The organism is Pseudomonas sp. A1230 (genome assembly GCF_044218825.1).
In the GTDB taxonomy this organism is placed as follows: Bacteria; Pseudomonadota; Gammaproteobacteria; order Pseudomonadales; family Pseudomonadaceae; genus Aquipseudomonas; species Aquipseudomonas iridis.
The window spans coordinates 4,184,171-4,208,384 of sequence record NZ_CP162582.1 but is presented as its reverse complement, the minus strand read 5'-3'; the positions used below and the strand labels follow the sequence as shown (position 1 = coordinate 4,208,384).

Annotated in this window: 26 protein-coding genes; 13 read left to right on the top strand and 13 right to left on the bottom strand. The window is 60.0% G+C overall.

From position 1 onward, the window contains the following. Positions 1–73 precede the first annotated feature (73 nt). On the bottom strand, positions 74–748 hold the full coding sequence (locus tag AB4P97_RS19715) for a YciC family protein (protein ID WP_042561202.1): 675 nt from the start codon (positions 746–748) through the stop codon (positions 74–76). A 178-nt stretch (positions 749–926) separates the two neighbouring features. On the opposite strand from AB4P97_RS19715, the gene AB4P97_RS19710 reads away from it, so the two are divergent. The 3 genes from AB4P97_RS19710 (at position 927) to AB4P97_RS19700 (ending at position 2,935) form a co-directional block, all read left to right on the top strand. Beyond that, complete coding sequence (locus AB4P97_RS19710) at positions 927–1,670, top strand: DUF2076 domain-containing protein (protein WP_273876105.1); 744 nt, start codon at positions 927–929, stop codon at positions 1,668–1,670. 138 nt (positions 1,671–1,808) lie between these two features. After that, positions 1,809–2,288 (top strand): NYN domain-containing protein, encoded by a 480-nt coding sequence (locus AB4P97_RS19705; RefSeq protein WP_042561201.1) that lies wholly within the window; start codon positions 1,809–1,811, stop codon positions 2,286–2,288. Between the two features lie 41 nt (positions 2,289–2,329). Continuing rightward, the gene (locus AB4P97_RS19700; RefSeq protein ID WP_042561200.1) at positions 2,330–2,935 is read left to right on the top strand and encodes a PolC-type DNA polymerase III; all 606 of its coding nucleotides are present in this window, start codon (positions 2,330–2,332) and stop codon (positions 2,933–2,935) included. Between the two features lie 123 nt (positions 2,936–3,058). On the opposite strand, the gene AB4P97_RS19695 is transcribed toward AB4P97_RS19700, so the two are convergent. Beyond that, the gene (locus tag AB4P97_RS19695; protein WP_200613163.1) at positions 3,059–3,511 is read right to left on the bottom strand and encodes an Lrp/AsnC family transcriptional regulator; all 453 of its coding nucleotides are present in this window, start codon (positions 3,509–3,511) and stop codon (positions 3,059–3,061) included. A 164-nt stretch (positions 3,512–3,675) separates the two neighbouring features. Here AB4P97_RS19695 and yedA point away from each other — a divergent pair, with 164 nt between their 5' ends. Both yedA and AB4P97_RS19685 read left to right on the top strand, forming a co-directional pair. Beyond that, positions 3,676–4,611 carry a drug/metabolite exporter YedA gene (yedA, locus tag AB4P97_RS19690; protein WP_395601506.1) on the top strand — a complete coding sequence of 312 codons (936 nt, stop codon included), beginning with the start codon at positions 3,676–3,678 and terminating at the stop codon, positions 4,609–4,611. A 65-nt stretch (positions 4,612–4,676) separates the two neighbouring features. Beyond that, positions 4,677–6,014 (top strand): DEAD/DEAH box helicase, encoded by a 1,338-nt coding sequence (locus tag AB4P97_RS19685; RefSeq protein WP_042561197.1) that lies wholly within the window; start codon positions 4,677–4,679, stop codon positions 6,012–6,014. Between the two features lie 50 nt (positions 6,015–6,064). Here AB4P97_RS19685 and AB4P97_RS19680 read toward each other — a convergent pair whose 3' ends face one another. Next, complete coding sequence (locus AB4P97_RS19680; protein ID WP_395601505.1) at positions 6,065–7,330, bottom strand: TIGR03862 family flavoprotein; 1,266 nt, start codon at positions 7,328–7,330, stop codon at positions 6,065–6,067. Between the two features lie 295 nt (positions 7,331–7,625). Beyond that, positions 7,626–8,546 carry a histone deacetylase gene (locus AB4P97_RS19675; protein ID WP_273875892.1) on the bottom strand — a complete coding sequence of 307 codons (921 nt, stop codon included), beginning with the start codon at positions 8,544–8,546 and terminating at the stop codon, positions 7,626–7,628. A gap of 82 nt (positions 8,547–8,628) precedes the next feature. Here AB4P97_RS19675 and AB4P97_RS19670 point away from each other — a divergent pair, with 82 nt between their 5' ends. The 3 genes from AB4P97_RS19670 (at position 8,629) to AB4P97_RS19660 (ending at position 10,767) form a co-directional block, all read left to right on the top strand. Continuing rightward, positions 8,629–9,198, top strand: a complete 570-nt coding sequence (locus AB4P97_RS19670; protein WP_395601504.1) for a GNAT family N-acetyltransferase — start codon at positions 8,629–8,631, stop codon at positions 9,196–9,198. 109 nt (positions 9,199–9,307) lie between these two features. After that, complete coding sequence (tesB, locus tag AB4P97_RS19665; protein WP_047303520.1) at positions 9,308–10,177, top strand: acyl-CoA thioesterase II; 870 nt, start codon at positions 9,308–9,310, stop codon at positions 10,175–10,177. Next, complete coding sequence (locus tag AB4P97_RS19660; RefSeq protein WP_047303518.1) at positions 10,174–10,767, top strand: HAD family hydrolase; 594 nt, start codon at positions 10,174–10,176, stop codon at positions 10,765–10,767. Before tesB ends, AB4P97_RS19660 begins: the two co-directional genes overlap by 4 nt. Positions 10,768–10,904: 137 nt before the next feature. Here AB4P97_RS19660 and AB4P97_RS19655 read toward each other — a convergent pair whose 3' ends face one another. Both AB4P97_RS19655 and AB4P97_RS19650 read right to left on the bottom strand, forming a co-directional pair. Then, a complete protein-coding gene (locus tag AB4P97_RS19655; RefSeq protein ID WP_395601503.1) occupies positions 10,905–11,855 on the bottom strand; it encodes an alpha/beta hydrolase family protein in 951 nt (316 codons plus the stop codon). After that, positions 11,856–12,743, bottom strand: a complete 888-nt coding sequence (locus AB4P97_RS19650) for a neutral zinc metallopeptidase (RefSeq protein ID WP_042561190.1) — start codon at positions 12,741–12,743, stop codon at positions 11,856–11,858. 294 nt (positions 12,744–13,037) lie between these two features. Between AB4P97_RS19650 and AB4P97_RS19645 the strand changes: the two genes are divergently transcribed. Continuing rightward, the gene (locus tag AB4P97_RS19645; RefSeq protein ID WP_150617335.1) at positions 13,038–13,916 is read left to right on the top strand and encodes a DMT family transporter; all 879 of its coding nucleotides are present in this window, start codon (positions 13,038–13,040) and stop codon (positions 13,914–13,916) included. Positions 13,917–14,023: 107 nt separating this feature from the next. On the opposite strand, the gene AB4P97_RS19640 is transcribed toward AB4P97_RS19645, so the two are convergent. After that, positions 14,024–15,361 (bottom strand): MFS transporter, encoded by a 1,338-nt coding sequence (locus AB4P97_RS19640; RefSeq protein WP_042561188.1) that lies wholly within the window; start codon positions 15,359–15,361, stop codon positions 14,024–14,026. 269 nt (positions 15,362–15,630) lie between these two features. Here AB4P97_RS19640 and quiC point away from each other — a divergent pair, with 269 nt between their 5' ends. Both quiC and AB4P97_RS19630 read left to right on the top strand, forming a co-directional pair. Continuing rightward, positions 15,631–17,532, top strand: a complete 1,902-nt coding sequence (quiC, locus tag AB4P97_RS19635; protein ID WP_395601502.1) for a 3-dehydroshikimate dehydratase QuiC — start codon at positions 15,631–15,633, stop codon at positions 17,530–17,532. Positions 17,533–17,634: 102 nt separating this feature from the next. Further along, the gene (locus tag AB4P97_RS19630) at positions 17,635–18,312 is read left to right on the top strand and encodes a TetR family transcriptional regulator (RefSeq protein WP_047303349.1); all 678 of its coding nucleotides are present in this window, start codon (positions 17,635–17,637) and stop codon (positions 18,310–18,312) included. A 76-nt stretch (positions 18,313–18,388) separates the two neighbouring features. Here the strand turns inward: AB4P97_RS19630 and AB4P97_RS19625 are convergent, their stop codons facing one another. The 4 genes from AB4P97_RS19625 to AB4P97_RS19610 all read right to left on the bottom strand — a co-directional run bounded on the left by AB4P97_RS19625 (position 18,389) and on the right by AB4P97_RS19610 (position 22,331). Continuing rightward, positions 18,389–19,243: a shikimate dehydrogenase gene (locus AB4P97_RS19625; RefSeq protein ID WP_395601501.1), complete on the bottom strand. Its 855-nt coding sequence runs from the start codon at positions 19,241–19,243 to the stop codon at positions 18,389–18,391. After that, complete coding sequence (aroQ, locus tag AB4P97_RS19620) at positions 19,240–19,689, bottom strand: type II 3-dehydroquinate dehydratase (protein ID WP_042561186.1); 450 nt, start codon at positions 19,687–19,689, stop codon at positions 19,240–19,242. The genes AB4P97_RS19625 and aroQ overlap by 4 nt, the downstream gene beginning before the upstream one ends. Positions 19,690–19,959: 270 nt before the next feature. Then, positions 19,960–21,039: a tRNA (uridine(54)-C5)-methyltransferase TrmA gene (gene trmA, locus AB4P97_RS19615; protein WP_395601500.1), complete on the bottom strand. Its 1,080-nt coding sequence runs from the start codon at positions 21,037–21,039 to the stop codon at positions 19,960–19,962. After that, complete coding sequence (locus AB4P97_RS19610; RefSeq protein ID WP_395601499.1) at positions 21,036–22,331, bottom strand: NCS2 family permease; 1,296 nt, start codon at positions 22,329–22,331, stop codon at positions 21,036–21,038. Before AB4P97_RS19610 ends, trmA begins: the two co-directional genes overlap by 4 nt. Before the next feature lie 222 nt (positions 22,332–22,553). Here AB4P97_RS19610 and AB4P97_RS19605 point away from each other — a divergent pair, with 222 nt between their 5' ends. Then, positions 22,554–23,003 carry a DUF4879 domain-containing protein gene (locus AB4P97_RS19605; RefSeq protein WP_395601498.1) on the top strand — a complete coding sequence of 150 codons (450 nt, stop codon included), beginning with the start codon at positions 22,554–22,556 and terminating at the stop codon, positions 23,001–23,003. 66 nt (positions 23,004–23,069) lie between these two features. Continuing rightward, positions 23,070–23,621, top strand: coding sequence for a DJ-1 family glyoxalase III (locus AB4P97_RS19600; RefSeq protein ID WP_047303489.1), 552 nt, complete (start codon positions 23,070–23,072; stop codon positions 23,619–23,621). Positions 23,622–23,626: 5 nt separating this feature from the next. Here AB4P97_RS19600 and AB4P97_RS19595 read toward each other — a convergent pair whose 3' ends face one another. Continuing rightward, positions 23,627–23,914, bottom strand: a complete 288-nt coding sequence (locus tag AB4P97_RS19595) for a HigA family addiction module antitoxin (protein WP_047303344.1) — start codon at positions 23,912–23,914, stop codon at positions 23,627–23,629. Positions 23,915–23,928: 14 nt separating this feature from the next. Then, positions 23,929–24,207 (bottom strand): type II toxin-antitoxin system RelE/ParE family toxin, encoded by a 279-nt coding sequence (locus tag AB4P97_RS19590; protein WP_115146588.1) that lies wholly within the window; start codon positions 24,205–24,207, stop codon positions 23,929–23,931. Positions 24,208–24,214 lie beyond the last annotated feature (7 nt).

Sequence of the window (24,214 nt, the reverse complement as noted above, 5' to 3'; positions counted from 1 at the left end):
CTCGGCTTATAGCGTTACAGAAAGTGGCCCCGAGCATACCCGAGTGCGCGCCCGTCGCCCAAGGCCAAAGCGATCAGACCGCGCCACTACGTTTGTCAGGCAGTTCGCTGATCAGCATGAACAGGCGAAACAGCACCACGCTGGTGAACAGTTGCAGGAAGCTGTGGGCACTGTCGATCAGTACGGCGATCACCGGGTTTTGCGGCTCTGGATAAACCGCCAGGCTCGCCCCTTTGAGCAACCACAACGGTGTCATCACGCAAAGAATGCACAGCAGGATTCGCCAGAAATGCCCACGGGTCAGGCGCAGGCTTTCTTTCATGGCGTGCAATGGATTGAGGCCGCGCAGGACCAGCAGGTATTCGCCGAACGCCAGCATCACCATGAGGATCAGACCCGGCAGGAAATACAGCGAAATGCCCAGCAGGATCAGCAATGTGTTCAGCGCCGTCAGCAAGGCGAAGCGCGGCCACAGGGTGGCAGCCATCGCCAGCAGGTCGCGGTTGCGCGGCGACTCGCCACGACTGCGGGCATCGAGAAACAGAATCAGCGCGGCGGTATACAACGGATAAATCACCAGGCCGACGATGATGCTGCTCGCCGCAAAGCTTTCCGGCCCGGTGGCGCGATCGACCACCTGTTGCAAAAAGGCTTCGACGATCACCAGCGGCAGACACAGCTGCACGATGCTGACCAAATGGCGTTTGAAAAAAAACAGAGAGTCGCGCAGCACTTCGAAGGCATTCATCAGTCGGTATCGCAGGTCGAAAACAGTGGCTCACTTTAACCGATGATGTGCGGCGCGGCACAAACGTAAACATTCGGTAAAGGTCGTTGAAACATCCTGTCACCGTCGCCATTACAGGTGAGCACCCCGTCCAGTGTGGACGAGGGCAATGTTTTCCCCGGCAATCTACGAGGTCGCCATGAACAGCGAAGAGCAAACCCTGATCGATGGATTGTTTTCCCGGCTGCAACAGGCCGAGACGGAAGCAGCCCCGCGCGATGCCCAGGCCGAGGCGCGGATCAAGGAACACCTGACACGCCAACCGGCGGCAGGTTATTTCATGACCCAGGCGATTCTGGTGCAAGAGGCAGCGCTCAAGAGCCTCGACGAACAGAACAAGCAACTGACCCGGCAAGTCCAGCAGTTGCAGGCCGAACTGCAATCGGCCAAGGCCCAAGGTGCGGCGCCCACGCCGAGTGGTGGCGGTGGTTTTCTGTCGAGCATCTTCGGCGGCGGCACTTCGCGTCCGGCACCGGCCCAGAGCACCCCGGCATCCACTGGCGGCTGGCGTGAGCCGGCACCGCAGCAGAACTTCAATGCGCCCGCGCCGCAACAGAGCTTTGGCGCACAGTCGCCTAACTACGCGCAACAAGCGGCTCCGGCGGCAGGCAACAGCTTTCTCGGTGGCGCATTGAAAACCGCCGCTGGCGTGGCCGGTGGTGTGATGCTGGCGCAAGGCATCAGCAGCCTGTTTCATCACAATCAGCAGCCGGAAGAAATTGTTGAAGTGATCAAGGAAGAGCCGGCGCAGGTTGCAGATCAGAGCAACAGCGGTTGGGGCGATGACCAGCGCATGGCCGGAAACGACCAGGGTGGGGTTGCCGATACCGACTACAGCGATGACAACTCATCGTTCTTCGATGACGACGATTCCTTCGTCTGACTCACCATTCGTCCGGAGCCCCTGAGGGCTCCGGACCGATTATTCGCGTCACCTTCCTTCGGGCTGGCATACTGAGCGCCATTTTCGGGCCTGGCGCCTGATCCCGCTTCGTGCGCTTGCGCGCTCACAGGAACTCCGGTGAAAAAAATCGCAGTGTTCGCCGACGTGCAGAACCTCTACTACACCGTGCGTCAGGCCTATGGTTGCCACTTCAACTACGCGGCGCTGTGGGCAGACATCAGCAAGGACGGGCAGATCGTCGAGGCCTACGCCTACGCGATCGACCGTGGCGACAGCAAGCAGCAGCAGTTCCAGCAGATCCTGCGCAACCTCGGCTTCATCGTGAAGCTCAAACCGTACATCCAGCGCAGCGATGGCTCGGCCAAGGGCGACTGGGACGTGGGCATCACCCTCGACATCATGGACGCCGCCGACCACGTCGACGAAGTTGTCCTGGCGTCCGGTGATGGCGATTTCGACATGCTGCTGGAACGCATCATCAGCAAACACGGAGTGCAAGCGGTCGCTTACGGTGTTCCCGGCCTCACCGCCAACTCGCTGATCCGCGCCGCCAGCCGTTACGTGCCGATCGAAGGCGCACTGCTACTGAAGAATTGAGCGGTTACTGAAGAATTGATTTGTACGGAGTTGAACCCGGTTTGGAACGCATTGCAGTCATCGACTTTGAAACCACTGGCCTCTCGCCAAACAGCAGCTGTCGCGCCACGGAAATTGCCGTGGTCATGCTGGAAAACGGCCGCATCGTCGAGCGTTACCAGAGCCTGATGAACACGGGTGTACGCGTCCCCGCGTTCATCGAACAACTGACCGGCATCAGCAACGCCATGCTGCGCACCGCGCCGCCGGCGGAAAAAGTGATGAACGAGGTCAACGAGTTTGTCGGCTGCACGCCACTGGTCGCGCACAACGCTTCGTTCGATCAGAAGTTCTGGGACTTCGAACTGGGGCGGATCAAGCGCACACGCCTGCAAAACTTCGCCTGTTCGCTACTGTTGGCTCGCCGCTTGATGCCGGCAGCGCCGAATCACAAACTCGGCACCCTCACCACGTTCGCCCGCCTGCCACACACGGGTCAGGCTCACCGGGCAATGGCGGATGCGGAGATGGCGGCGAACTTGATGGCGCACCTTGCGGATGAGTTGCGCAGCAAGCACGGCGTGCGCGAGTTATCCCATGACCTGCTGTGCAAACTGCAGAAAGTCCCGGCCGCCAAAGTCAGCGAACATCTGCAGCGCTATCGCTGATCCCAAAATCACCGACGCTTCCCTGTAGGAGCTGTCGAGTGAAACGAGGCTGCGATCTTTTGATCTTGTTTTTAAGAGCAAGATCAAAAGATCGCAGCCTGCGGCAGCTCCTACAGGAGAACTCTACTTGCCGTTGCTTTCGATGTGCCCGAGCGGCACGCGCTTTTCGATGGCGCTCGACAGCACAATCGACGTCTTGCTGAACCCGAACTTCGCCACACGATTGATCAACTCCTCCAGCTCTGGCATCGAGCCCACCGCGGCCTTCATGATCACGCACGGATCGCCCGTCACTCTAAAACACTCGGTCAGTTGGGGGATTTTCACCAGTTCGTCGTAGACCTTCTGACTGCCGTTCTGGTGCAGACGCAGTTCGATCACGCACTGAATCGGCAGGCCGATTTTCGCCAGATCGATTTTTGCCTCATAGCCGGTGATCACTCCCGCTGCTTCAAGCTTGGCCACACGCTCCGCCACGGCGGGGGCGGAGAGGTTCACTTTGCGCGCCAGGTCGGCGTAGGACGCACGGCCGTTTTCGAGTAGGGCGCTGAGCAGCATGCGGTCGTATTTGTCCAAGGGGTGAACTCCTGAAATCGGCAGACTTTCGAAATCGTGGTTTATGCCGTTGATCTCCGTGCTTTCCAAAGTGTACCGGCGCGATAAACAGGTTTTGTAACTTATTTTTGCCGGCTGGCCTTTCTAGAATATCCAGTCTCCTGACGCTGACTGTCGAGTTGCTCATGTCTGCCCTGCGCCGTTTTTCCTTGCCGCTGATCGCCGCTTTTTTTGCATTGTATGTAATTTGGGGGTCGACCTATCTGGTGATCCGCATCGGCGTCGAATACTGGCCGCCGCTGATGCTGGGCGGCGTGCGCTTTGTGATTGCCGGCGCGTTGATGTACGGCTTCCTGCGCTGGCGCGGGGCACCGGCGCCGACGTGGGCGCAGTGGAAAGCGGCGGGGATCATCGGGATTTTGCTGCTCAGCTTTGGTAACGGCGCGGTGAGTGTGGCCGAGCACTCGGGGGTGGCTTCGGGAGTTGCTGCGTTGGCGGTGGCGACGGTGCCGCTGTTCACGTTGCTCTGCGGTTATTTCTGGGGCGCGCGTAATACCCGTCTCGAGTGGGCCGGGGTGGGCTTGGGCATTGTCGGCATCGCCATGCTCAACATGGGCTCGAATCTGCAATCGAGTCCGCTGGGTGCGGCGTTGCTGATTTTTGCGGCGGCGGCGTGGGCATTTGGTTCGGTGTGGAGCCGGCATCTGCCGCTGCCGCAGGGTGCGATGGCAAGTGCCGTGGAAATGCTGGTCGGCGGTGTGGTGCTGCTGATCGGTAGCACGCTGAGCGGCGAACATCTGGAAGCGCTGCCGCCGATTGAAGGCTGGCTGGCGCTGGCGTATCTGATTTTCTTCGGCTCGATCATCGCCTTCAATTCCTACATGTACCTGCTCAAGCACGTGCGCCCGGCCGCAGCGACCAGTTATGCCTACGTCAACCCGGCGGTGGCGGTGTTGCTGGGGATCGTGTTTGTTGGCGAGACGATTGGTATCGAAGAGGCGCTGGCGATGTTGGTGATCATCAGCGCTGTGGTGTTGATTGGCTTGCCGCAGTGGCGCCGGCCAGTACTGCCGCCAGTCGCAGCGCCGACAGCCGTTCCCGCGGAACAGCGTACGAATTAGGGTAAACTGCGCGGCATTGCACACTCGTGTCGCACAATTGCGCTGAATTTTCCTACGGTACTCCCATGACTTTCGCCTCCCTTGGCCTGATCGAACCTTTGCTGCGCTCTCTCGAGAAGCTCGGCTACCAGACCCCGACGCCTGTGCAGGCGCAAGCCATACCGGCCGTTCTGGCCGGTCGCGACCTGATGGCTGCGGCCCAGACCGGCACTGGCAAAACGGCCGGTTTTGCCTTGCCGCTGTTGCAGTTGCTGGCCATGGAAGGCCCAAAAGTCACCGCGAACTCGGCGCGTGCGCTGATTCTGGTGCCGACCCGCGAGCTGGCCGAGCAGGTTCATGAGTCTGTGCGCCAGTACGCCGAAAACCTGCCGCTGCGCACTTATGCGGTTTACGGCGGCGTCAGCATCAACCCGCAAATGATGAAGCTGCGCGGCGGCGTCGATGTGCTGGTCGCCACGCCTGGTCGCCTGATCGACCTGTTCCGCCAGAACGCGCTGAAACTCGATCAGTTGCAAACCCTGGTGCTGGATGAAGCCGATCGTATGCTCGACCTGGGCTTCTCCGAAGAACTGGCGAATATCTACCGCATGCTGCCGAAAAAGCGCCAGACCCTGCTGTTCTCCGCGACCTTCTCCGACGATATTCGCCTGCTGGCCGGGCAGATGCTCAACGACCCACTGAGCGTCGAAGTCAGCCCGCGCAACGTCGCCGCCAACACCGTCAAGCAGTGGGTGGTGACGGTGGACAAGAAGCGCAAGGCCGAACTGTTCGTGCATCTGATGCGCAAGAGCAAGTGGAAGCAGGTGCTGGTGTTCGCCAAGACCCGTAACGGCGTCGATGCGCTGGTGGAAAAACTCCAGGGCCTGGGCGTCAACGCGGACGGCATCCACGGTGATAAACCGCAGGCGACCCGTCAGCGTGCGCTGGATCGTTTCAAACTCAGCGAAGTGCAGATTCTGGTGGCCACCGATGTCGCGGCCCGTGGTCTGGACATCGAAGACCTGCCGCTGGTGGTCAACTTTGATCTGCCGATCGTGGCCGAGGATTACATTCACCGTATCGGCCGTACTGGCCGTGCCGGTGCGACGGGCGAAGCGATTTCGCTGGTATGTGCCGATGAAGTGAACATGCTGTCGGCGATCGAGATGCTCACGCGTCAGACGTTGAAGCGTCAGAACGAACCGGACTTCGAGCCTGAACACCGCGTGCCGGATACCGACGCCAGCGGCCAGGTGATCAAGAAGCCGAAGAAACCGAAAAAGCCGAAAACTTCCGGCGGTGGCGGCAAGCGCAACCTGGGTAAATGGGTCGACAGCGGCGAGACGCAGGCGCCAGAGCCTTCGATCAAACCTGTGCGCAAGGTGCCTGTGTTCAACACTGGGCCGCGCAAGCGCAAGCCGTAAAAGCAGCTTCGAGTGGATAGCTGCAAGCTGCAAGTTAAAAGCGCTGTGCTTTAGCTTGCAGCTTGTGGCTTAAAACCTGGCGCTGCTTTAAGCCACTGCACAATCCCCAACCCCGCGGCCCGCCCACTGGCAAAACACCCCGTCAGCAAATAGCCGCCCGTTGGCGCTTCCCAGTCAAGCATCTCGCCCGCGCAGAACACTCCCGGCAACGCCTTGAGCATCAATTGCTCATCCAGCGCTTCAAACGTCACGCCGCCAGCACTGCTGATTGCCTCATCCAAAGGACGGGTCTTCACGAGTGTCACCGGCAATGCCTTGATCGCCCGGGCCAACAACGCCGGATCAGCAAAGGTTGCAGCGTCAGTTAATTCACGCAACAACGCCGCTTTCACCCCATCAATCCCGACCTGACTGTGCAGATGCTTGGCCATCGACCGCGAACCGCGTGGCTTGCTCAACGCTGCCTGCAATTTATCCACAGGTCGGCCGGGCAACAGATCGATGTGAATAACCGCCGCGCCATATTGATTGATCGCCTCACGAATCGGCGCCGACAGCGCATAAATCAGACTGCCTTCAATGCCGGTCGCGGTGATCACGCATTCGCCCAAGCGCGGAATGTCGTCGTTCAAGCCGATGGCGATATTTTTCAGCGGCGCGCCGGCGAATTTGCTGACAAGCAATTCGCTCCAGGCCTGCACTTCGAAGCCGCAGTTACTTGGCTGCAATGGCGCCAGTCCTACACCACGCTGCTCAAGCGGCAACATCCACGCGCCGTCGGAACCGAGTCGCGACCAACTGCCGCCGCCGAGGGCGAGCAGCGTGGCATCGGGTTTGAGGGTTTTCTCGCCTTCCGGGCTGTCGATGCGCAGCGCGCCGTGTTCATCCCAACCGAGCCAGCGATGGCGGGTGTGGATAACCACGCCGCTGTCGCGCAGACGCTTGAGCCAGGCGCGCAGCAACGGCGCGGCTTTCATGTCGGTGGGGAACACACGGCCGGAGCTGCCGATGAAGGTTTCGATGCCCAGATCGTGAATCCAGCGGCACAACGCATCGGCATCGAAGCTGCGAAGCAACGGGGCGATTTGCGGTGCGCGTTCGGCGTAGCGCGAAAGGAACGCCGGGTAGGCTTCGGAATGGGTGATGTTCATGCCGCCGACGCCTGCCAGCAGAAACTTGCGGCCCACCGAGGGCATGCCGTCGTACAGATCGACGCGTACTCCCGCCTGGCTCAGCACTTCGGCGGCCATCAGGCCGGCAGGGCCACCGCCGATGATGGCGACGTGAGCGGGGGAGGAGGCGGTGTTCTGAGTCATGGCGTGCGCTGCGGTATGGCGAGATAAGGCGCGCATTCTAACAGCGCAGGCCAATGGGGGAGATCCCTGTGGGAGCGAGCCTGCTCGAGAAAGCGGTGGGTCAGTCACTTTTGATGTTGAAAGGACCGACTTCTTCGCGAGCAGGCTCGCTCCCACAGTGGATTTGTGGAGCAATTCAAATGTTGGTTAAAAAACAACCACCGCGCTGTACGCCATGTTCGCTGTGGCCTGTAGTCCCTTTCACTCAGGTTATCCACAGGCAGTTCCACAGCGATTGTGGGTAACGCAGCACAGCTCAATGACAACCGTGTGACGTCCAGACGCGCTGCGCGCTGTGATGAAGAATGCCGTGGCGGCGGGCGAGGGCGTGGCGATCCTTGCTGTAACCACCGCCGATCACGCCGACCACCGGGATGTCACGGCCCAGACAATGGCGCATCACGCTTCCATCGCGGGCGGCGACACCTTCGTCGGTGAGTTGCAGATAACCGAGGGCGTCGTCCTTGTGCACATCAACGCCGGCGTCATACAGCACCAGATCCGGTTGATACAGCGGCAGCAGATAGTTGAGCGTGTCGTCGACCACTTTCAAATAGTCGGCATCGCCCATGCCTTTGGGCAGCGGTATGTCCCAGTCACTTTCGGCTTTGCGTGCAGGAAAATTCTTCTCGCAGTGCAGGGACACGGTAATCGCCTCCGGGGTGTCATGCAGGATGCGCGCGGTGCCGTCGCCCTGATGCACGTCGCAATCGAAGATCAGCACGCGATTGACCCGGCCGCTTTGCAGCAGGTATTGGCTGATGATCGCCAGGTCATTGAAGATGCAGAACCCGGCCGGGTAGTCGTAATGCGCGTGATGGGTGCCGCCCGCCAGATGACAGGCCAGGCCATGCTCCAGGGCTTTTTCCGCAGCGAGGATTGAACCGCCGACCGCCCGCACCGTGCGCCGCGCCAGTGCTTCGTTCCACGGCAGGCCGAGGCGCCGCTGGTCTTCGCGGGACAACTCGCCGCTCATGTAGCGTTCGATATAGCTACGGTCATGCGCCAGCGCGAGGATGTCGTTGGGGCAGATTTGCGGACGCAACAGATCGGCGTCACGGGTCAGGCCGCTGTCGACCAGGTGATCACGCAACAGACGAAACTTGTCCATGGGAAAGCGGTGATCCGCTGGGAACTCGGGGCTGTAGTCTTCGTGGTAGATCAGCGGCAATGGCATGGCTTTTTCGCGTGGGAACGTTGGAAAGAGTGAAGGATCCTACCAGCGATGTAGACTTGCGGCATGGAAACGGAGGGGCACGATGGAGCCGATACTGCAACTGGAAAGCGCACGCCTGCTGATGCGTCAGTGGCAGGACGAGGATTTGCCGGAATTTGCGGCGATGTGTGCCGATCCTCAGGTCATGCGCTACTTTCCGGCACCCTTGAGCCGACTGGAAAGTGCCGCGTTGATCGGCCGGGTACGCGGACATTTTGCCGAGCATGGCTATGGTTTGTGGGCGCTGGAGCGCAAGGACAGCGGCGAGTTCATCGGATTCACCGGGTTGGGTGTCGTCGGTTTCGACGCCTCATTCACGCCGGCAGTGGAAATCGGCTGGCGTCTGGCCAAGGAACATTGGGGCCTGGGTTACGCCAGTGAAGCGGCGTGGACCGCTCTGCGCTGCGGCTTTGATCGATTGGCCTTGAAAGAGGTCGTGTCTTTCACCGCACAAAGCAATCTGCCTTCGGAGAAAGTCATGCAGGCGATCGGCATGCATCACGCGCCGGCCGATGACTTTGATCATCCGAAACTCGCTGTCGATCACCCGTTAAGAAGGCATGTGCTGTATCGCATCACCCGGGAACAATGGCTGCAAACCTTGCATGGATAAGCCGACACGGACGTTTACAATGGCCGCCAAATCATTGGCCTGCGCCAGAATCTGAATCGACCGCCGTAGCCAAGACTGCGCGGTATAGCTTTGTGTGAGGAGAGCCTGAATGAGCCAAGTGTTGGAAGATCTGGTCGATTTGCTGACCCTGGAACCGATCGAAGAAAACCTCTTCCGCGGCCGTAGCCAGGACTTGGGTTTCCGTCAGTTGTTCGGTGGTCAGGTGCTCGGCCAGTCGCTGTCGGCGGCCAGTCAGACCGTTGAAGAAACCCGCCATGTGCATTCGATGCACGGTTATTTTCTGCGTCCGGGCGATGCCAAGTTGCCGGTGGTCTATTCGGTTGATCGCGTGCGCGATGGCGGCAGCTTCAGCACTCGCCGTGTGACGGCAATCCAGAAGGGCCATCCGATCTTCACGTGCAGCGCTTCGTTTCAGTATGACGAAGAAGGCTTCGAGCACCAGACCCCGATGCCGGTTGTGGTCGGCCCGGAAAACCTGCCGTCGGAGCTGGAGCTGACTCAGCAACGTGCGCACCTGATCCCCGAGCACATGCGCGAAAAACTGCTGTGTCCGAAGCCGATCGAAGTGCGCCCGGTCACTGAAAAAGATCCGTATAACCCGCAGCCAGCGGACCCGGTGAAATACGTGTGGTTTCGCGCAGACGGTGCGTTGGCCGACATTCCGGCGCTGCACAAATACCTGCTGGCCTATGCCTCGGACTTCGGTCTGCTGACCACCTCGATGCTGCCTCACGGCAAATCGGTCTGGCAGAAAGACATGCAGGTTGCCAGCCTTGATCACGCGCTGTGGTTCCACAATGACCTGCGTGCCGATGACTGGTTGCTCTACGCGATGGACAGTCCGTGGGCCGGCAACTCGCGTGGTTTCTCCCGTGGCAGCGTGTTCAATCGCGCTGGGCAACTGGTGGCTTCGGTCACCCAGGAAGGCCTGATTCGGCATCGCAAGGATTGGGCATGAGCCTGGCTGACGTCCGCCATTGGGTGTTCGACATGGACGGCACCCTGACCGTCGCGGTGCATGACTTCGCGGCGATTCGCGTGGCATTGGCGATTCCGCCCGAAGACGACATCCTCACCCATCTCGCCGCATTGCCGGCCGATGAATCGGCGGCCAAGCATGCGTGGCTGCTTGAACACGAGCGCGACCTGGCCTTGGGTTCGACCCCGGCGACGGGTGCAGTGGAGCTGGTGCGTGATCTGCACTCGCGCGGTTATCGCCTCGGCATTCTGACCCGCAACGCGCGCGAACTGGCGCATGTGACCCTGGAGGCAATCGGTCTGGCTGACTGCTTTGCCGTCGACGATGTGCTGGGCCGCGATGAAGCACCACCGAAGCCGCACCCGGGTGGTTTGCTGAAACTGGCCGAGGCCTGGAACGTGTCGGCCAGTGAGATGGTGATGGTCGGCGATTACCGCTTTGATCTGGATTGCGGCCGTGCGGCGGGCGCGCGCACGGTGCTGGTGAATCTGCCGGATAACCCGTGGCCGGAGCTGACGGATTGGCATGCGCAGGATTGTGTCGATTTGCGGCGGATGTTGTTCACCTGATATCCCGGTTGTTTGAACTGGCCTCATCGCTGGCAAGCCAGCTCCCACAGGGATTTTCAGTGGATGCAGAAATGTGCCTGACACAAATCATTGTGGGAGCTGGCTTGCCAGCGATGGCGCCAGATCATTTACAGGACTTATTCGAACAAAGCCTTCTGCCCCTCCGGCGACGTCAGCATCTCGTCGCCGTTATGCCCAACCCGCGGCACCTCAACCAAGCGTTGATTCACCCCTTCCGGATGGCGGCGCAGCAAGTAACCGAAAAACATCTTGCCTCGCTCCAGGCGATACGCCCCCTGCGCTTTTGCCGAGCAACTCTTGTCCAACGCCGGATGCTGCGGGTCGATGTCCTGCTGCCCGAGTAGATAAATCACCTCGCGTTTGATGTAACTGCTTTCAAGCTGCAGCGCCGTTTGCCCACTGGCATACACCGGCATGTCTGACAGACCGTACTTCCAGCGATTGAAGCCCGGACATTGCGCGTGATCGAATGCCACGGGCCGCTGTTCGTTGAAATAGGCGTACGAGGAAGGGTTCGCTACCACGTAACGCAGGCGAATGCCGTTGGCTTTGAGCGCCGGTTGATCCTTGGCGAGCAGGGCATAACGCTGCACCACCTGGCCTCCGCCGGAGTGGCCAAAAATCACGATCTGCTTGACGTCCGGAAACTGTTTGCGATCGGTGATACGGGCGACGATTTCATCCAGCGCCGCATAGGAACTCAATGGATTCGGACCTGTGGAAAAACCGCCGCCCATCCACTCGTTGCCTTTCCAGCGCAACACCGTCGCGGGCAATGAGTACAACGGCACGTCACTTTCATTGAGAAACTGCGGGGCGATCACCAGCGTGTGCGCGGTTTGCCCCGCCAGCTCTGCCGCGCTTTCGGCGCTCTTGCGATAGGTCTCGGCGTTGCGCAGGCGACCATGAATGACGATCAGCACGCGCTCGATTTTCTCCGGCGCAGGGCCGATACCCACCGCCATTTCCCCGGCCTTCAGTTGCAATCGCCCGGGGCTGATTGCGTCGACGCCAGCCGCCTGCGCGGTGCTGCCAACGATCAGTAAAGCCAAAAGCCATTTGTGCATTTACAGGTTTTTCGCCGCAAAGGTGTCGCACTGGCTTACCTGGCCCTGCGCGAATCCGGTTTTGAACCAGCGCACCCTTTGCGCCGACGTACCGTGAGTGAACGAGTCTGGCACCACACGACCCTGACCCTGTTGTTGCAAGCGATCATCACCGATGGCGTTGGCCGCGTTCATGGCCTCTTCAATGTCGCCCGGTTCCAGCCAGTTCAGGCGCTTCTGCGCGCTGTAGGCCCAGACGCCGGCCAGGCAATCGGCCTGCAGTTCCTGGCGCACCAGCAAGCCACCGTCGCCCTCCATCTGCCGACCTTGCTGGCGGGCTGTCTGAATTTTCGCCGAGACACCGAGAAGCGTCTGCACGTGATGTCCGACTTCGTGAGCGATCACGTAGGCTTGTGCGAAGTCTCCGGACGCCTTGAAGCGTTGCGACATTTCCTGGAAGAACGCCATGTCCAGATAGACCTTCTGGTCTGCCGGGCAGTAGAACGGACCGGTAGCCGATGTGGCCATACCGCACGCGGAGTTGACCCGATTGCTGAACAGCACCAGGGTAGGATCTTTATATTGCCGGCCGGCCTGCTGGAAAATCGTGCCCCAGGTGTCTTCGGTATCGCCGAGGATCGAGCGGACGAACTCTGCCTGTTCATCGTTCGCCGGCGGTGCCTGGCGGGTCTGCGAAGTGGCTGCCGGTTGCTCGGACATTTGCCCGGTGAGCTGGCCGAGGATCTGCATCGGGTCTTGCCCGGTGATCCAGCCGATGCCGACGATCAGCAGAATTGCTCCAAGGCTCAGGCCCTTGCCGCCGCCAAAGCGCATGCCACCGCCACCGCCGGCGTCATCACCACGGGCATCGACGACGTTGTCACTGCGTCGGCCTTTTTTCCATAGCATGTGGGAATCCTCTATTGAACGTGATGATGAGTGTTGCTGGTGCGTGAGTATGGCGCCAGTCCGGTCGTCAGACACCCGGGTTGGCCCGGCGGTTCTATTGGCGCGTGAATCCGGGTTCACGTGCAGGATCAGGACTATAACTTCGCGTCATCAAAAGTTCTGCTGTCTTGCTCGTTATCATTGAAGCCGGTGTTGAACCATTTGGTGCGCTGTTCGCCCACTATTATGAATATTCTCTGTGAGAGTCTGACGCCTGGCTCTAGATTGTTTGGCAGTGTTTACAAAGGAGTGCCCATGACCGTCAGTACACCGTTGTCCGGCGTCAACCAACCCTTCAAAGGGATCATGCTGATTGTCGTGGCGACTTTCCTGTTCTCCAGTCATGACGCATTGTCGAAATACCTCTCCGGGTTTTATCCGATCGTGATGGTGGTGTGGGCGCGCTACGTGGTGCACACCCTGCTGATGGCGGGCATTTTTCTGCCGCAATCCGGGTTGCGCGTCCTGCGCACCAAGAAGCCTCTGTGGCAGTTGATCCGCGCACTTTGCCTGCTCGGCACCAGCCTGTTCTTCACCACGGCGCTGATGTACATCCCGTTGGCGGAAGCCACGGCGGTGAACTTCCTGGCGCCGGTGCTGGTGACCGCGTTGTCGGTGCCACTGCTTAAGGAGCGAGTGACCCGTGGTCAATGGATCGCGGTGATTTGCGGTTTTATCGGCGTGCTGATCATCGTCCATCCCGGTGGCGAACTGTTCACGCCGGCTGTTTTGCTGCCGCTGTGCTCGGCGCTGTTTTTCTGCTTCTACCAATTGCTCACTCGCAAGCTCGCCGAAGTCGACAGCCCGACCACCAGCAATTTTTTCGCCGGGTTGTGCAACACGTTGGTGATGAGTGCGCTGGTGCCGTTCTTCTGGCAGGTGCCAACGTTGACCCATGCCGGGCTGATGCTGGCGCTGGGCAGTTGCGGGATGACCGCGCACTTGTTCCTGACCCAGGCGTTCCGCCATGCCGCGCCGGCGTTGCTGGCGCCGTTCGGGTATTGCCAGATTGTGTTTGCGGGGCTGTTGGGCTGGCTGCTGTTCAATCACACGCCGAGCGGGTTGACGGTGATCGGTATTGCGGTGATCTGTTGCAGCGGCCTGGCGGCAGCGTGGCAGCAGAGCCGCCGCTGAAAGTAGCGACACAAACCTCTGTAGGCGCTGCGGCACGCTGCGATCTTTTGATCTTTAACAACAAGATCAACAGATCGCAGCGTGCCGCAGCTCCTACAGGGGGCGGATCACTCGGTGATGGCTGGAATCTTGCGCGGCGCCATGAAGTACATCCACGTCAGCGCGAGGAAGTACATCGCCGGAATCAGGGTGAACAGCACGGTGTAGTTGTTGTTGGTGACGGTGAGGATGTGGCCGACGATCTGGGTCATGAACATCCCGCCGATCGCTGCGCACATGCCGCCGAAACCGAACACCGTACTCATCATGTGCTTGGGCGTGTAGTCCATCACCAGGCTCCAGATGTTCGCGGTCCAGGCTTGGTGCGCGCCGATGGCCAGCGAAATCGCCGCCACCGCGACCCACAAGTTGGCGGAGCCGGCGGCCATGACCACCCCGATGATGCAGCAGGCGAACAGCAACATCGACAGCAACCGCGCCTTGATCGCGTTCATGCCGCGACCGATCAGGAACGAGGACAGAATGCCGCCACCGACACTGCCGAAGTCGGCGGTGACGTAGATGATGATCAACGGGATACCCATCTGGGTCACGTTGATGCCCAGGTTGTATTGCTGATTGAGAAACGGCGGCAACCAGTACAGGTAGAACCAGAACACCGGCGCGGTCAGCGAGTAGGCGAGGGCGAAGGCCCAGGTGCCGCGCATGCGCAGGATTTTCGAGAACGGCACGCGAGCCTGTTCCGGTTCGACTTCCTGCTGGATGTAGTCGAGTTCGGACTGTTTGACGCTCGGGTGATCTTCCGGGTTGAAGTACTTCAAACCCCAGAACAACAGCCAGATCCCGCCCAGTGCCGCCATGCACAGAAACGCCGCCTGCCAGCCCCATACGTGAAGGACCAGTGGCAACAGCATCGGCGTGAACATGGCGCCGACATTGGTGCCGGCGTTGAAGATGCCGGTGGCGACGGCACGTTCACCAGCGGGAAACCACAGGCGCGTGGTTTTCACGCAGGCCGGGTAGTTCGCCGCTTCCGTCAGGCCAAGGATAAACCGGCAGACCATGAAGCCGACCGCCGAAGTGGCCAGGCCGTGAGCGCCGGTGGCCAGGCTCCAGAGCAGCACGGCGCAGAAGAACACGCGCTTGACGCCGACCCGGTCGATCAGCCGCCCTTGCAGGACAAAACCGATGGCGTAGCCGACCTGAAACCAGAAGTTGATGTTGGCGTAATCCATCGCCGTCCAGCTCATTTCCTTGGCGAGGATCGGCTGCATGACGCCGAGGGCGGCGCGGTCGATGTAGTTCAGGGTGGTGGCGAAAAACACCAGCGCCAGCATGCCCCAACGGGTTTTGCCGACCGCCATGGCGCCGCGGATCTTGTCGCCGATGCCACCGGTGGCAGTGCTCATGGCCGGGGCCATGCGGGAAGTCTGTGAAGGAATCATGTGTTCCACCCGTTTTTGGATTTTTTATTTGGTGTTCTTTTGTTGTCGAACACTGCGACCGGTGGTTCATGTCCGGACTCAATGTGCAGTCGATGTTGGGCAGTGGACGAAAAATCGTCAATTCGTCAAACCGCCATTGTGTTCGATAATCGCCCGCAAAACTAACCGGGTAGTACACTTTAAATTGCTGCGCGAGGGGATGCAGCCAATAATTTCACCACGATAAAAATGATCACCCGTCACAAACGGCGCAGTCCGGGAGTAGAAACATGCAGCGTTCCATTGCCACGGTTTCCTTGAGCGGCACCCTGCCGGAAAAACTCGAAGCCATCGCCGCCGCCGGGTTCGACGGGGTGGAAATCTTTGAAAACGACCTCCTGTACTACGACGGCAGTCCGCGGGAAATTAAACAGATGTGCGCCGATCTCGGCATCGCCATCACCCTGTTCCAGCCGTTCCGTGATTTCGAAGGCTGCCGCCGCGATCGGCTGGCGCGCAATCTGGAGCGGGCGGAGCGCAAGTTCGATCTGATGCAGGAACTGGGTACCGACCTGGTGCTGGTGTGCAGTAACGCCTCGGCCGACAGCGTTGGCGATCAGCAGATTCTGATAGATGACCTGCGGCTTCTGGCGGAGCGCGCCGGGGCACGCGGTTTACGCATCGGTTATGAAGCGCTGGCGTGGGGCCGCCACGTAAACACTTATCAACAGGTCTGGGACATCGTGCGTCAGGCCGACCACCCAAACCTTGGCGTGTTGCTCGACAGCTTCCATACCTTGTCGCTGAAAGGCGATCCGTCTGCCATCGCCAACATACCCGGCGACAAGATCTTTTTCGTGCAAATGGCTGATGCACCGATCCTGGCAATGGATGTGCTGGAGTGGAGCCGACATTTCCGCTGCTTTCCGGGGCAGGGCGAGTTCGATCTGCCGGGCTTCCTCGCGCCGATCATCCAGAGTGGTTACACCGGGCCGCTGTCGCTGGAAATCTTCAACGATGGTTTCCGTGCCGCGCCGCCACGGGCTAACGCGGCCGACGGGTTGCGTTCATTGCTGTACCTGGAGGAGAAGACTCGGCTGCGCCTGGAGCAGGACGCGACCCCCGTTGCCAATCGCGAAATTCTCTTCGAAACGCCCAAGGCCAGCGAGTACAACGGCGTCGAGTTTCTTGAGTTTGCTGTCGATGAAAGCCTCGGCGCCAAGCTATCGAACTGGCTGGAACGACTCGGTTTCGTCAAGGCTGGGCAGCACCGCTCCAAGAGTGTGAGCCTGCTGCGCCAAGGTGATATCAACCTGATCCTCAATTCTGAACCGTACTCGTTTGCTCACAGTTTCTTCGAGGCCCACGGCCCATCGCTGTGCGCCACCGCCGTGCGAGTCAAGGACAGCGCCAGCGCGCTGGCCCGTGCAGTTGCTTATAAAGGTCAGCCCTATCGCGGGTTGGTCGGGCCGAACGAGTTGGAATTGGCTGCGGTACGCGCGCCGGACGGCAGCCTGATTTATCTGGTGGATGAACAGGCGGATGTCTACGGCACCGACTTCAATCTGCTGCCCGACGCACCGGGACGTGGCGGCCTCAAGCGCATCGATCACATGGCCATGGCATTGCCGGCGGACAGCCTCGACAGTTGGGTGCTGTTTTATAAAAGCCTGCTGGATTTCGAGGCCGACGACGAAGTGGTCCTGCCCGACCCGTATGGTCTGGTGAAGAGCCGAGCGCTGCGCAGTCGCGATAGCTCGATCCGTTTGCCGTTGAATATTTCCGAGAACCGCAACACGGCGATCTCCCACGCACTGTCGAGCTATCGCGGCTCCGGTGTGCATCACATCGCCTTCGATTGTGATGACATCTTCGCCGAAGTCAGTCGAGCCAAAGAGGCGGGGGTGCCGTTGCTGGATATTCCGCTCAACTATTACGACGATCTCGCCGCGCGTTTTGATTTCGACGACGAATTCCTCAGTGAGCTGGCGTATTACAACGTGCTGTATGACCGCGACGCGCAGGGTGGCGAGCTGTTTCACGTCTACACCGAGCCGTTTGAAGGGCGCTTCTTCTTCGAGATCATCCAGCGCAAAAATGGCTATGCCGGGTATGGCGCGGCGAACGTTGCGGTGCGTTTGGCCGCGATGGCCAAATCACGCAGTGGCGCGGTGCGCCAGGCGAAGTTGTAGGAAATTCGTAAACGCGGGATTAAACACGGGTCGCGCGGCTTCCTTCACTGTGCGGCTCGGCCCATAATCGCCAGCCTGTGCAGTGAAGGCCGTGAGCCCGCAATGACAATAAATTCAGAACTTTCCGCAGCTCCCGTCGAGTCCGTCGCAGAGCCGCGCAAAAGTCGCAAGAACAACCCGGAAAAGACCCGTGAGAACATCTTGCAGGAGGCGATCGTCGAGTTCGTCCAGCAGGGATTGTCCGGTGCCCGCGTCGACGCGATTGCCGAGCGCATCCACACCTCCAAACGCATGATCTATTACTACTTCGGCAGCAAGGAGCAGTTGTACGTCGAGGTGCTGGAGAAACTTTACGGCGATATCCGCAACACCGAAAACCGCCTGCACCTGACTGAGTTGCCGCCCGTGGTGGCGATTCGGCGACTGGTAGAGTTCACCTTCGATCATCACGACCGCAACGTCGATTTCGTGCGAATCGTGTGCATCGAAAACATCCACAACGCGGAGTTCGTGAAGCGATCCGACGCGATCAAGGCGATGAACAACACCATCCTCGATTCACTGGGCGAGATACTGCGTCGGGGTGCCGAGGAGGGTGTATTCCGCGCCGGGCTCAATGCGCTGGATGTGCATTTGTTGATCAGTTCGTTCTGCTTCTATCGCGTGTCGAACCGCCACACGTTCAGTGAGATTTTTCAGATTGATCTGCCGGACGAAAGCATCAAGCAGCGTCATCGCGAGATGATTTGCGATTCGGTGTTGCGCTATCTGCAAGCCTGACACTTCAAAAGATCGCAGCCTGCGGCAGCTCCTAATAAAACCTGCAGGAGCTGCCGCAGGCTGCGATCTTTGATCTCTAAATGTCCATACTTTGAAAATGCGCCAGCATCCGCTGCGCATCCGGCACCACGCCGCTGAACAACTCAAACGCCTTCACCGCTTGAAACACCGCCATGTTGCCGCCATCCAGCGTCCGGCAACCCAGTGCGCGGGCGTTACGCAACAATTCGGTTTCCAGCGGGAAATAGACGATTTCCGCCACCCACAACTCCTTGCGCAACAGCTCCACAGGCACCGGCATGCCCGGCAGTTTGGCCATGCCCATTGGCGTGGTATTCACCAGGCCGTCGGCCAGTTTCAAGGAGCTCGACAGCTCATGCCCGGCCGCTGCTCGGCCCCCGCCGAAGTGCTGGTTGAGGTTGTTCGCCAGGTGCTCGGCGCGTTCACGGTCTACGTCGAAAATACTCAAGTGCCGTACGCCTTCGCTCAACAGCGCGTGGGCCACTGCCGCGCCAGCGCCACCGGCACCCATCTGGACCACCCGCTCGCGTGCAGCGTCCTTCAAGCCACGGCGAAAACCTTCGGCAAACCCGAGGCAATCGGTGTTGTGGCCGACACGTTTGCCATCCTTCAGCACCACGGTATTCACCGCGCCGATGCCGCGCGCTTCGTCAGACAGTTCGTCGAGTAGCGGGATGATCGCTTGCTTGCACGGGAAGGTAATGTTCAACCCGGTGTAGTTCATCCGTTCGGCGGCCAGTAACAAGTCGGGGAGGGCGCTGCTATCCATGTGCAGTTGGTCGAGGTCGATCAACCGGTACAGATAACGCAGGCCCTGTGCGTCGCCTTCGTGCTCATGCAGCGCTGGCGTGCGCGAGGCCTGAATGCCGGCACCGATCAGCCCGGCCAGTATTACGTTTTTGCGAATCATGCCGCGCATCCCTTCAGCCGCTGGCTGAAATGTTCCAGGGCCAGACGATAGCCGTGGCTGCCAAACCCGCACATTACTGCCGTGGCGATGGCTGAAACGAAGGAGTGATGCCGGAATGCCTCGCGTGCGTGGACATTGGACAGGTGCACTTCGATCACCGGCAGTTCGCTGGCCACCAATGCATCACGAATCGCCACGGAGGTGTGCGTCCAGGCCGCTGGATTGATCACGATCCCGGCGCAACGGCCACGGGCGGCGTGAATCCAGTCGAGCAGTTCGCCTTCGTGATTGGTCTGGCGAAACTCCACGGTCAGGCCGAACTCTTCACCGGCACGACCGCACAGGGCAGAGATGTCAGCGAGGGTTTCGTGACCGTAAGTTGCTGGCTCACGAGTGCCGAGCAGATTCAGGTTCGGGCCGTTGAGCACCAGAACGATAGGGGGCATGAGAGGAAACTCCACTTATTGTTTTTGGCTTTGGCCGAGGGTTTCAGCCTGTGGAGATAAAATGTACTAGATGGTTACATTGGTCAATTGAACGCTTGGGTGCTTTGGGTTTTTTGTTCGGTGATCGCACAGATCAAAAGATCGCAGCCTTCGGCAGCTCCTACATTTGGAACGCGCTCCCCCTGTAGGAGCTGCCGCAGGCTGAGATCTTTCAAGGCACCCACAAAAAAGCCGTCATCACGACGGCTTTCCTGTATCCAGTATCTGCAATCAGCGCCGGGTTAGCAGCACACCCGATTCCATGTGATGCGTCCACGGGAACTGGTCGAACAACGCGCACTGGGTAATACGGTGCGTGTCGTGCAACTGGGCGATGTTGGCCGCCAGGGTTTCCGGGTTGCAGGAGATATAAAGGATGTTGTCGAAACGCCGGGTCAGTTCACAGGTGTCCGGGTCCATGCCGGCGCGCGGTGGATCGACGAATACGCTACCGAACTCGTAACTTTTCAGGTCGATACCGTGCAGGCGACGGAACGGACGGACTTCGTTGAGCGCTTCGGTCAGCTCTTCGGCAGACAAGCGCACCAGTGTGACGTTATCCACAGCGTTTTCGCTGAGGTTGCTCAACGCCGCATTGACCGACGTCTTGCTGATTTCGGTGGCCAGTACTTTACGCACGCGGGTTGCCAGCGGCAGGGTGAAATTGCCGTTGCCGCAATACAGTTCGAGCAGATCGTCAGTGCGATCGCCCAGTGCTTCGTATGCCCAGTTCAACATCTTCTGGTTCACCGTGCCGTTAGGCTGGGTGAACGCGCCTTCCGGCTGGCGGTAGCTGAAAGTGCGGCCGCCGACTTCAAGTTGCTCGACCACATAATCCTGGCCGAGGACTTCGCGTTTGCCCTTGGAGCGACCGATGATGCTGACGCCCAGGTCCGCCGACAACTGGGTCGCTGCCGCGTGCCAATGCTCGTCCAGCGGACGGTGATAGCACAGGGTGATCATCGCGTCGCCGGCGAGCGTGGTCAGGAACTCCACCTGAAACAGCTTGTGACTCAACGCCGAACTCGCCTGCCAAGCCGCCTTCAATTGCGGCATCAACTGGTTGATGCGCAGGCTGGCAATCGGGAACTCTTCGATGAGGATCGGCGTGCGCTTGTCATCCTGGGAGAACATCGCGTAATGCCGCTCACCGCCCTCGCGCCACAGGCGGAACTCAGCGCGCAGGCGGAAGTTCGCAAGCGGCGAGTCGAACACGGTCGGCTCGGGCGCATCGAACGGCACCAGCAGATCACGCAGGCGCGTGACCTTGGCTTCCAGTTGTTCGGCGTAAGCTTTGGAATCGAAAGTCATGCGTTGAACCAACCCAACTTGATCACGAACAGAATCGACAGAATCACCAGCGCCGGGTTCAGCTCACGAGCGCGGCCCGACAGCAGTTTGATCGCGGTCCAGGAGATGAAGCCAAACGCGATGCCGTTGGCGATCGAGTAAGTGAATGGCATGGCCAGCGCAGTTACGACGACCGGCGCGGCGACGGTGATGTCGTCCCAGTCTATTTCCGCCAGGCCCGAAGTCATCAACACGGCGACGAACAGCAACGCCGGTGCAGTGGCGAAAGCCGGAACGCTGGACGCCAGTGGCGAGAAGAACAACGCCAGCAGGAACAGAATCGCCACGACGATGGCCGTCAGACCGGTACGGCCACCAGCACTTACGCCAGCAGCGGATTCGATGTAACTGGTGGTGGTCGAAGTGCCCAGCAGCGAACCGGCCATGGCCGCGGTGCTGTCGGCGATCAGTGCGCGACCCATTTTCGGCATGTGGCCTTCCTTGCCCATCAGGCCGGCGCGCTTGGCAACGCCGATCAGGGTGCCGGAGTTGTCGAACAGGTCGACGAACAGGAAGGCGAAGATCACGCTGACCAGACCGATGTCCAGTGCGCCTTTGATGTCCAGTTGCAGAAAGGTCGGCGCCAGCGAAGGCGGCATCGAGGTAATGCCGCCGAACGGGGTGAAGCCCATGGCGATCGAGGTGATGGTCACCGCCAGGATGCCGATCAGCACTGCACCGCGCACTTTCAGCGCTTCGAGGGCGACGATCAGGGCGAAGCCGAGGGTGGCGAGGATTGGTGCAGGTTGTTTCAGGTCACCGAGGCCTACCATGGTCGCCGGGTTGCTGACCACGATGCCGGCGTTGTGCAGGGCGATCAGCGCCAGGAACAGGCCGATACCGGCAGCAATTGCCGAACGCAGGGGCAGCGGGATGCTGTTGATGATCCATTCGCGAATGCGGAAGATCGACAACAGGAAGAACAGCACTGCGGAAATGAACACCGCACCCAGCGCCACTTGCCAGGTGTGGCCCATGTGCAGGACGACGGTGTAGGTGAAGAAGGCGTTCAGACCCATGCCCGGTGCGAGGGCGATCGGGTAGTTGGCGATCAGACCCATCACCGCCGAGCCGATGGCGGCTGCCAGACAGGTGGCGACGAACAGCGCGCCCTTGTCCATACCGGTCTCGCCGAGAATGCTCGGGTTGACGAACAGAATGTAGGCCATGGCCAGGAAAGTCGTGATGCCCGCCAGAATCTCGGTCCGCACGTTGGTGTTGTGTGCCTTGAGTTGAAACAGCCTTTCCAGCATGTCCGCTCCCCGTGGCGCGCGTGGCGCCGTGAATGTATCGACCTCAACAGCAAAGCACAGACCGTCGCAAGCGCCTGGGAAATTGTGGTGGGCCGGAAAAAGCCGCGCATCATACCAGCAGCGTGAGGAATATGGCGGATGTTGGTGTCGATCGTCGGCGAAGTTTTGCGCTGTGGTCAACTGCGCCATACTGCGCGCAGATTTTTGGTGATGGGGGGAAGCATGAGCAAGTGTCGGTTTAAAGCTTTTGGATTGATCGCAGGCCTGATGGTCGGGACGTCGACAGCGTGGGCCGCCTCGGCGCCGGCCTTGTCGCAAGTCAAAGTCATCAAGGTGCAATCTTCGGCCTGCGGCCTTGAAGACATTGCCGATGGTCAGGCGCAAACCCAGTGCAATCACAGCGGCGCGAGCATCAAGGTCTACGTGCTGGAAGTCGGTTATGGCCAGAACCAACCGCAGGCTGCGCTGGACGGTTTCGAAGTGAACGGCACTCGGGCCCCGGTCTGTGCCTTTGATACCGGCAATCTGACCGAATGCACGCCCGGCAGCAAAACCGTCGGTTCTCTTTATACCTTCGATCTGGCGGGCAAGCAGGAAGGCACCTTCACCTTCAGCAACACCTCGATCAACGCTCCGCGCAACACAATGTCGACGCAGCTTTACATCAAGTAACGGCTGTTGCTGCGCGATCCGGGCGAAGCTGACTACGCTTTGAAGATCACCCAGCGGAAAGCGCCCATGACCTTTAGAGCCCTGATTACCCTCGCCGAGGGCATCGATGATTTGCACAGTGTGACCCTGATCGACGTACTGCGCCGCGCCGGCATCGAAGTGATGGCGGCCAGCATCGAGGGCCGCCGCATGCTGACCTGCGCCCGTGGCACGCGCCTGACCGCTGACGGCATGTTGGTTGATGTGCTGGCGCAGACCTTCGACCTGATCGTCCTGCCCGGCGGTGCCGTCGGTTCACAACACCTGGCGGCGCATCAACCGCTGCAACAATTGCTCAAGGATCAGGCCAGCGCCGGACGCCTGTTCGCCGCCATCGCCGAAGCCCCGGCTGTCGCCCTGCAAGCCTTCGGTGTCTTACGCCAGCGACGCATGACCTGCCTGCCGAGCGCCAGCCATCAACTGTCGGGTTGCACCTTTGTTGATCAACCCGTTGTCGTCGACGGCAACTGCATCACCGCCCAAGGCTCCGGCGCTGCGCTGGAGTTCGCACTGACGCTGGTCGAGCAATTGGGCGGCAAGGCGTTACGGGTGAAAGTGGCGGGGGAGTTGGTGGTTTGAAGTGATCAGGCGTGGGCAGCGAGAGGTTCAATCGCTGGCTGCTCGCGATGTTCCGCCTGCCACAGATCGTAATCTGTTTGTACACCCAGCCACACGCGCGCCTTGCCAATGCCCGCTCGCTCCAGCCGTACCGCCAAGTCCGGACTAATGGGTGCATGGCCGTGCAATACGCGGGAGAGATGCGGGCGAGCGAAGCCAAGGTGTCGTGCCAGTTCAGTAACGCTGATGCCAAGTTCGGGCAAGACGTCCATCAACAATGTTTCACCGGGATGTGGCGGGTTGTGCATGGGCATGAGCCTGCCTCCTGTCAGTGGTAGTCCAGATAATCGACCAATTCGATATCCGAGCCGATAAATCGAAAGATCACTCGCCAGTTGCCTGAAACACTTAGCGACCAGTAATCCCAGAGCTCGCCCTTGAGAGGATGCAAGCGCCAACCCGGAAGATCCAGATCTCCCGGAAGTGTCGCGCGATCCATGAACTGCAGCATGCGAGCCAAGCGTTTTGCGTGGTCGGCGCGAATTCCGCGAGTTGAACCTGTTTCATAGAAGCCCCGAAGGCCTTTGTGCTGAAAGGATTTGATCATGGCGGCG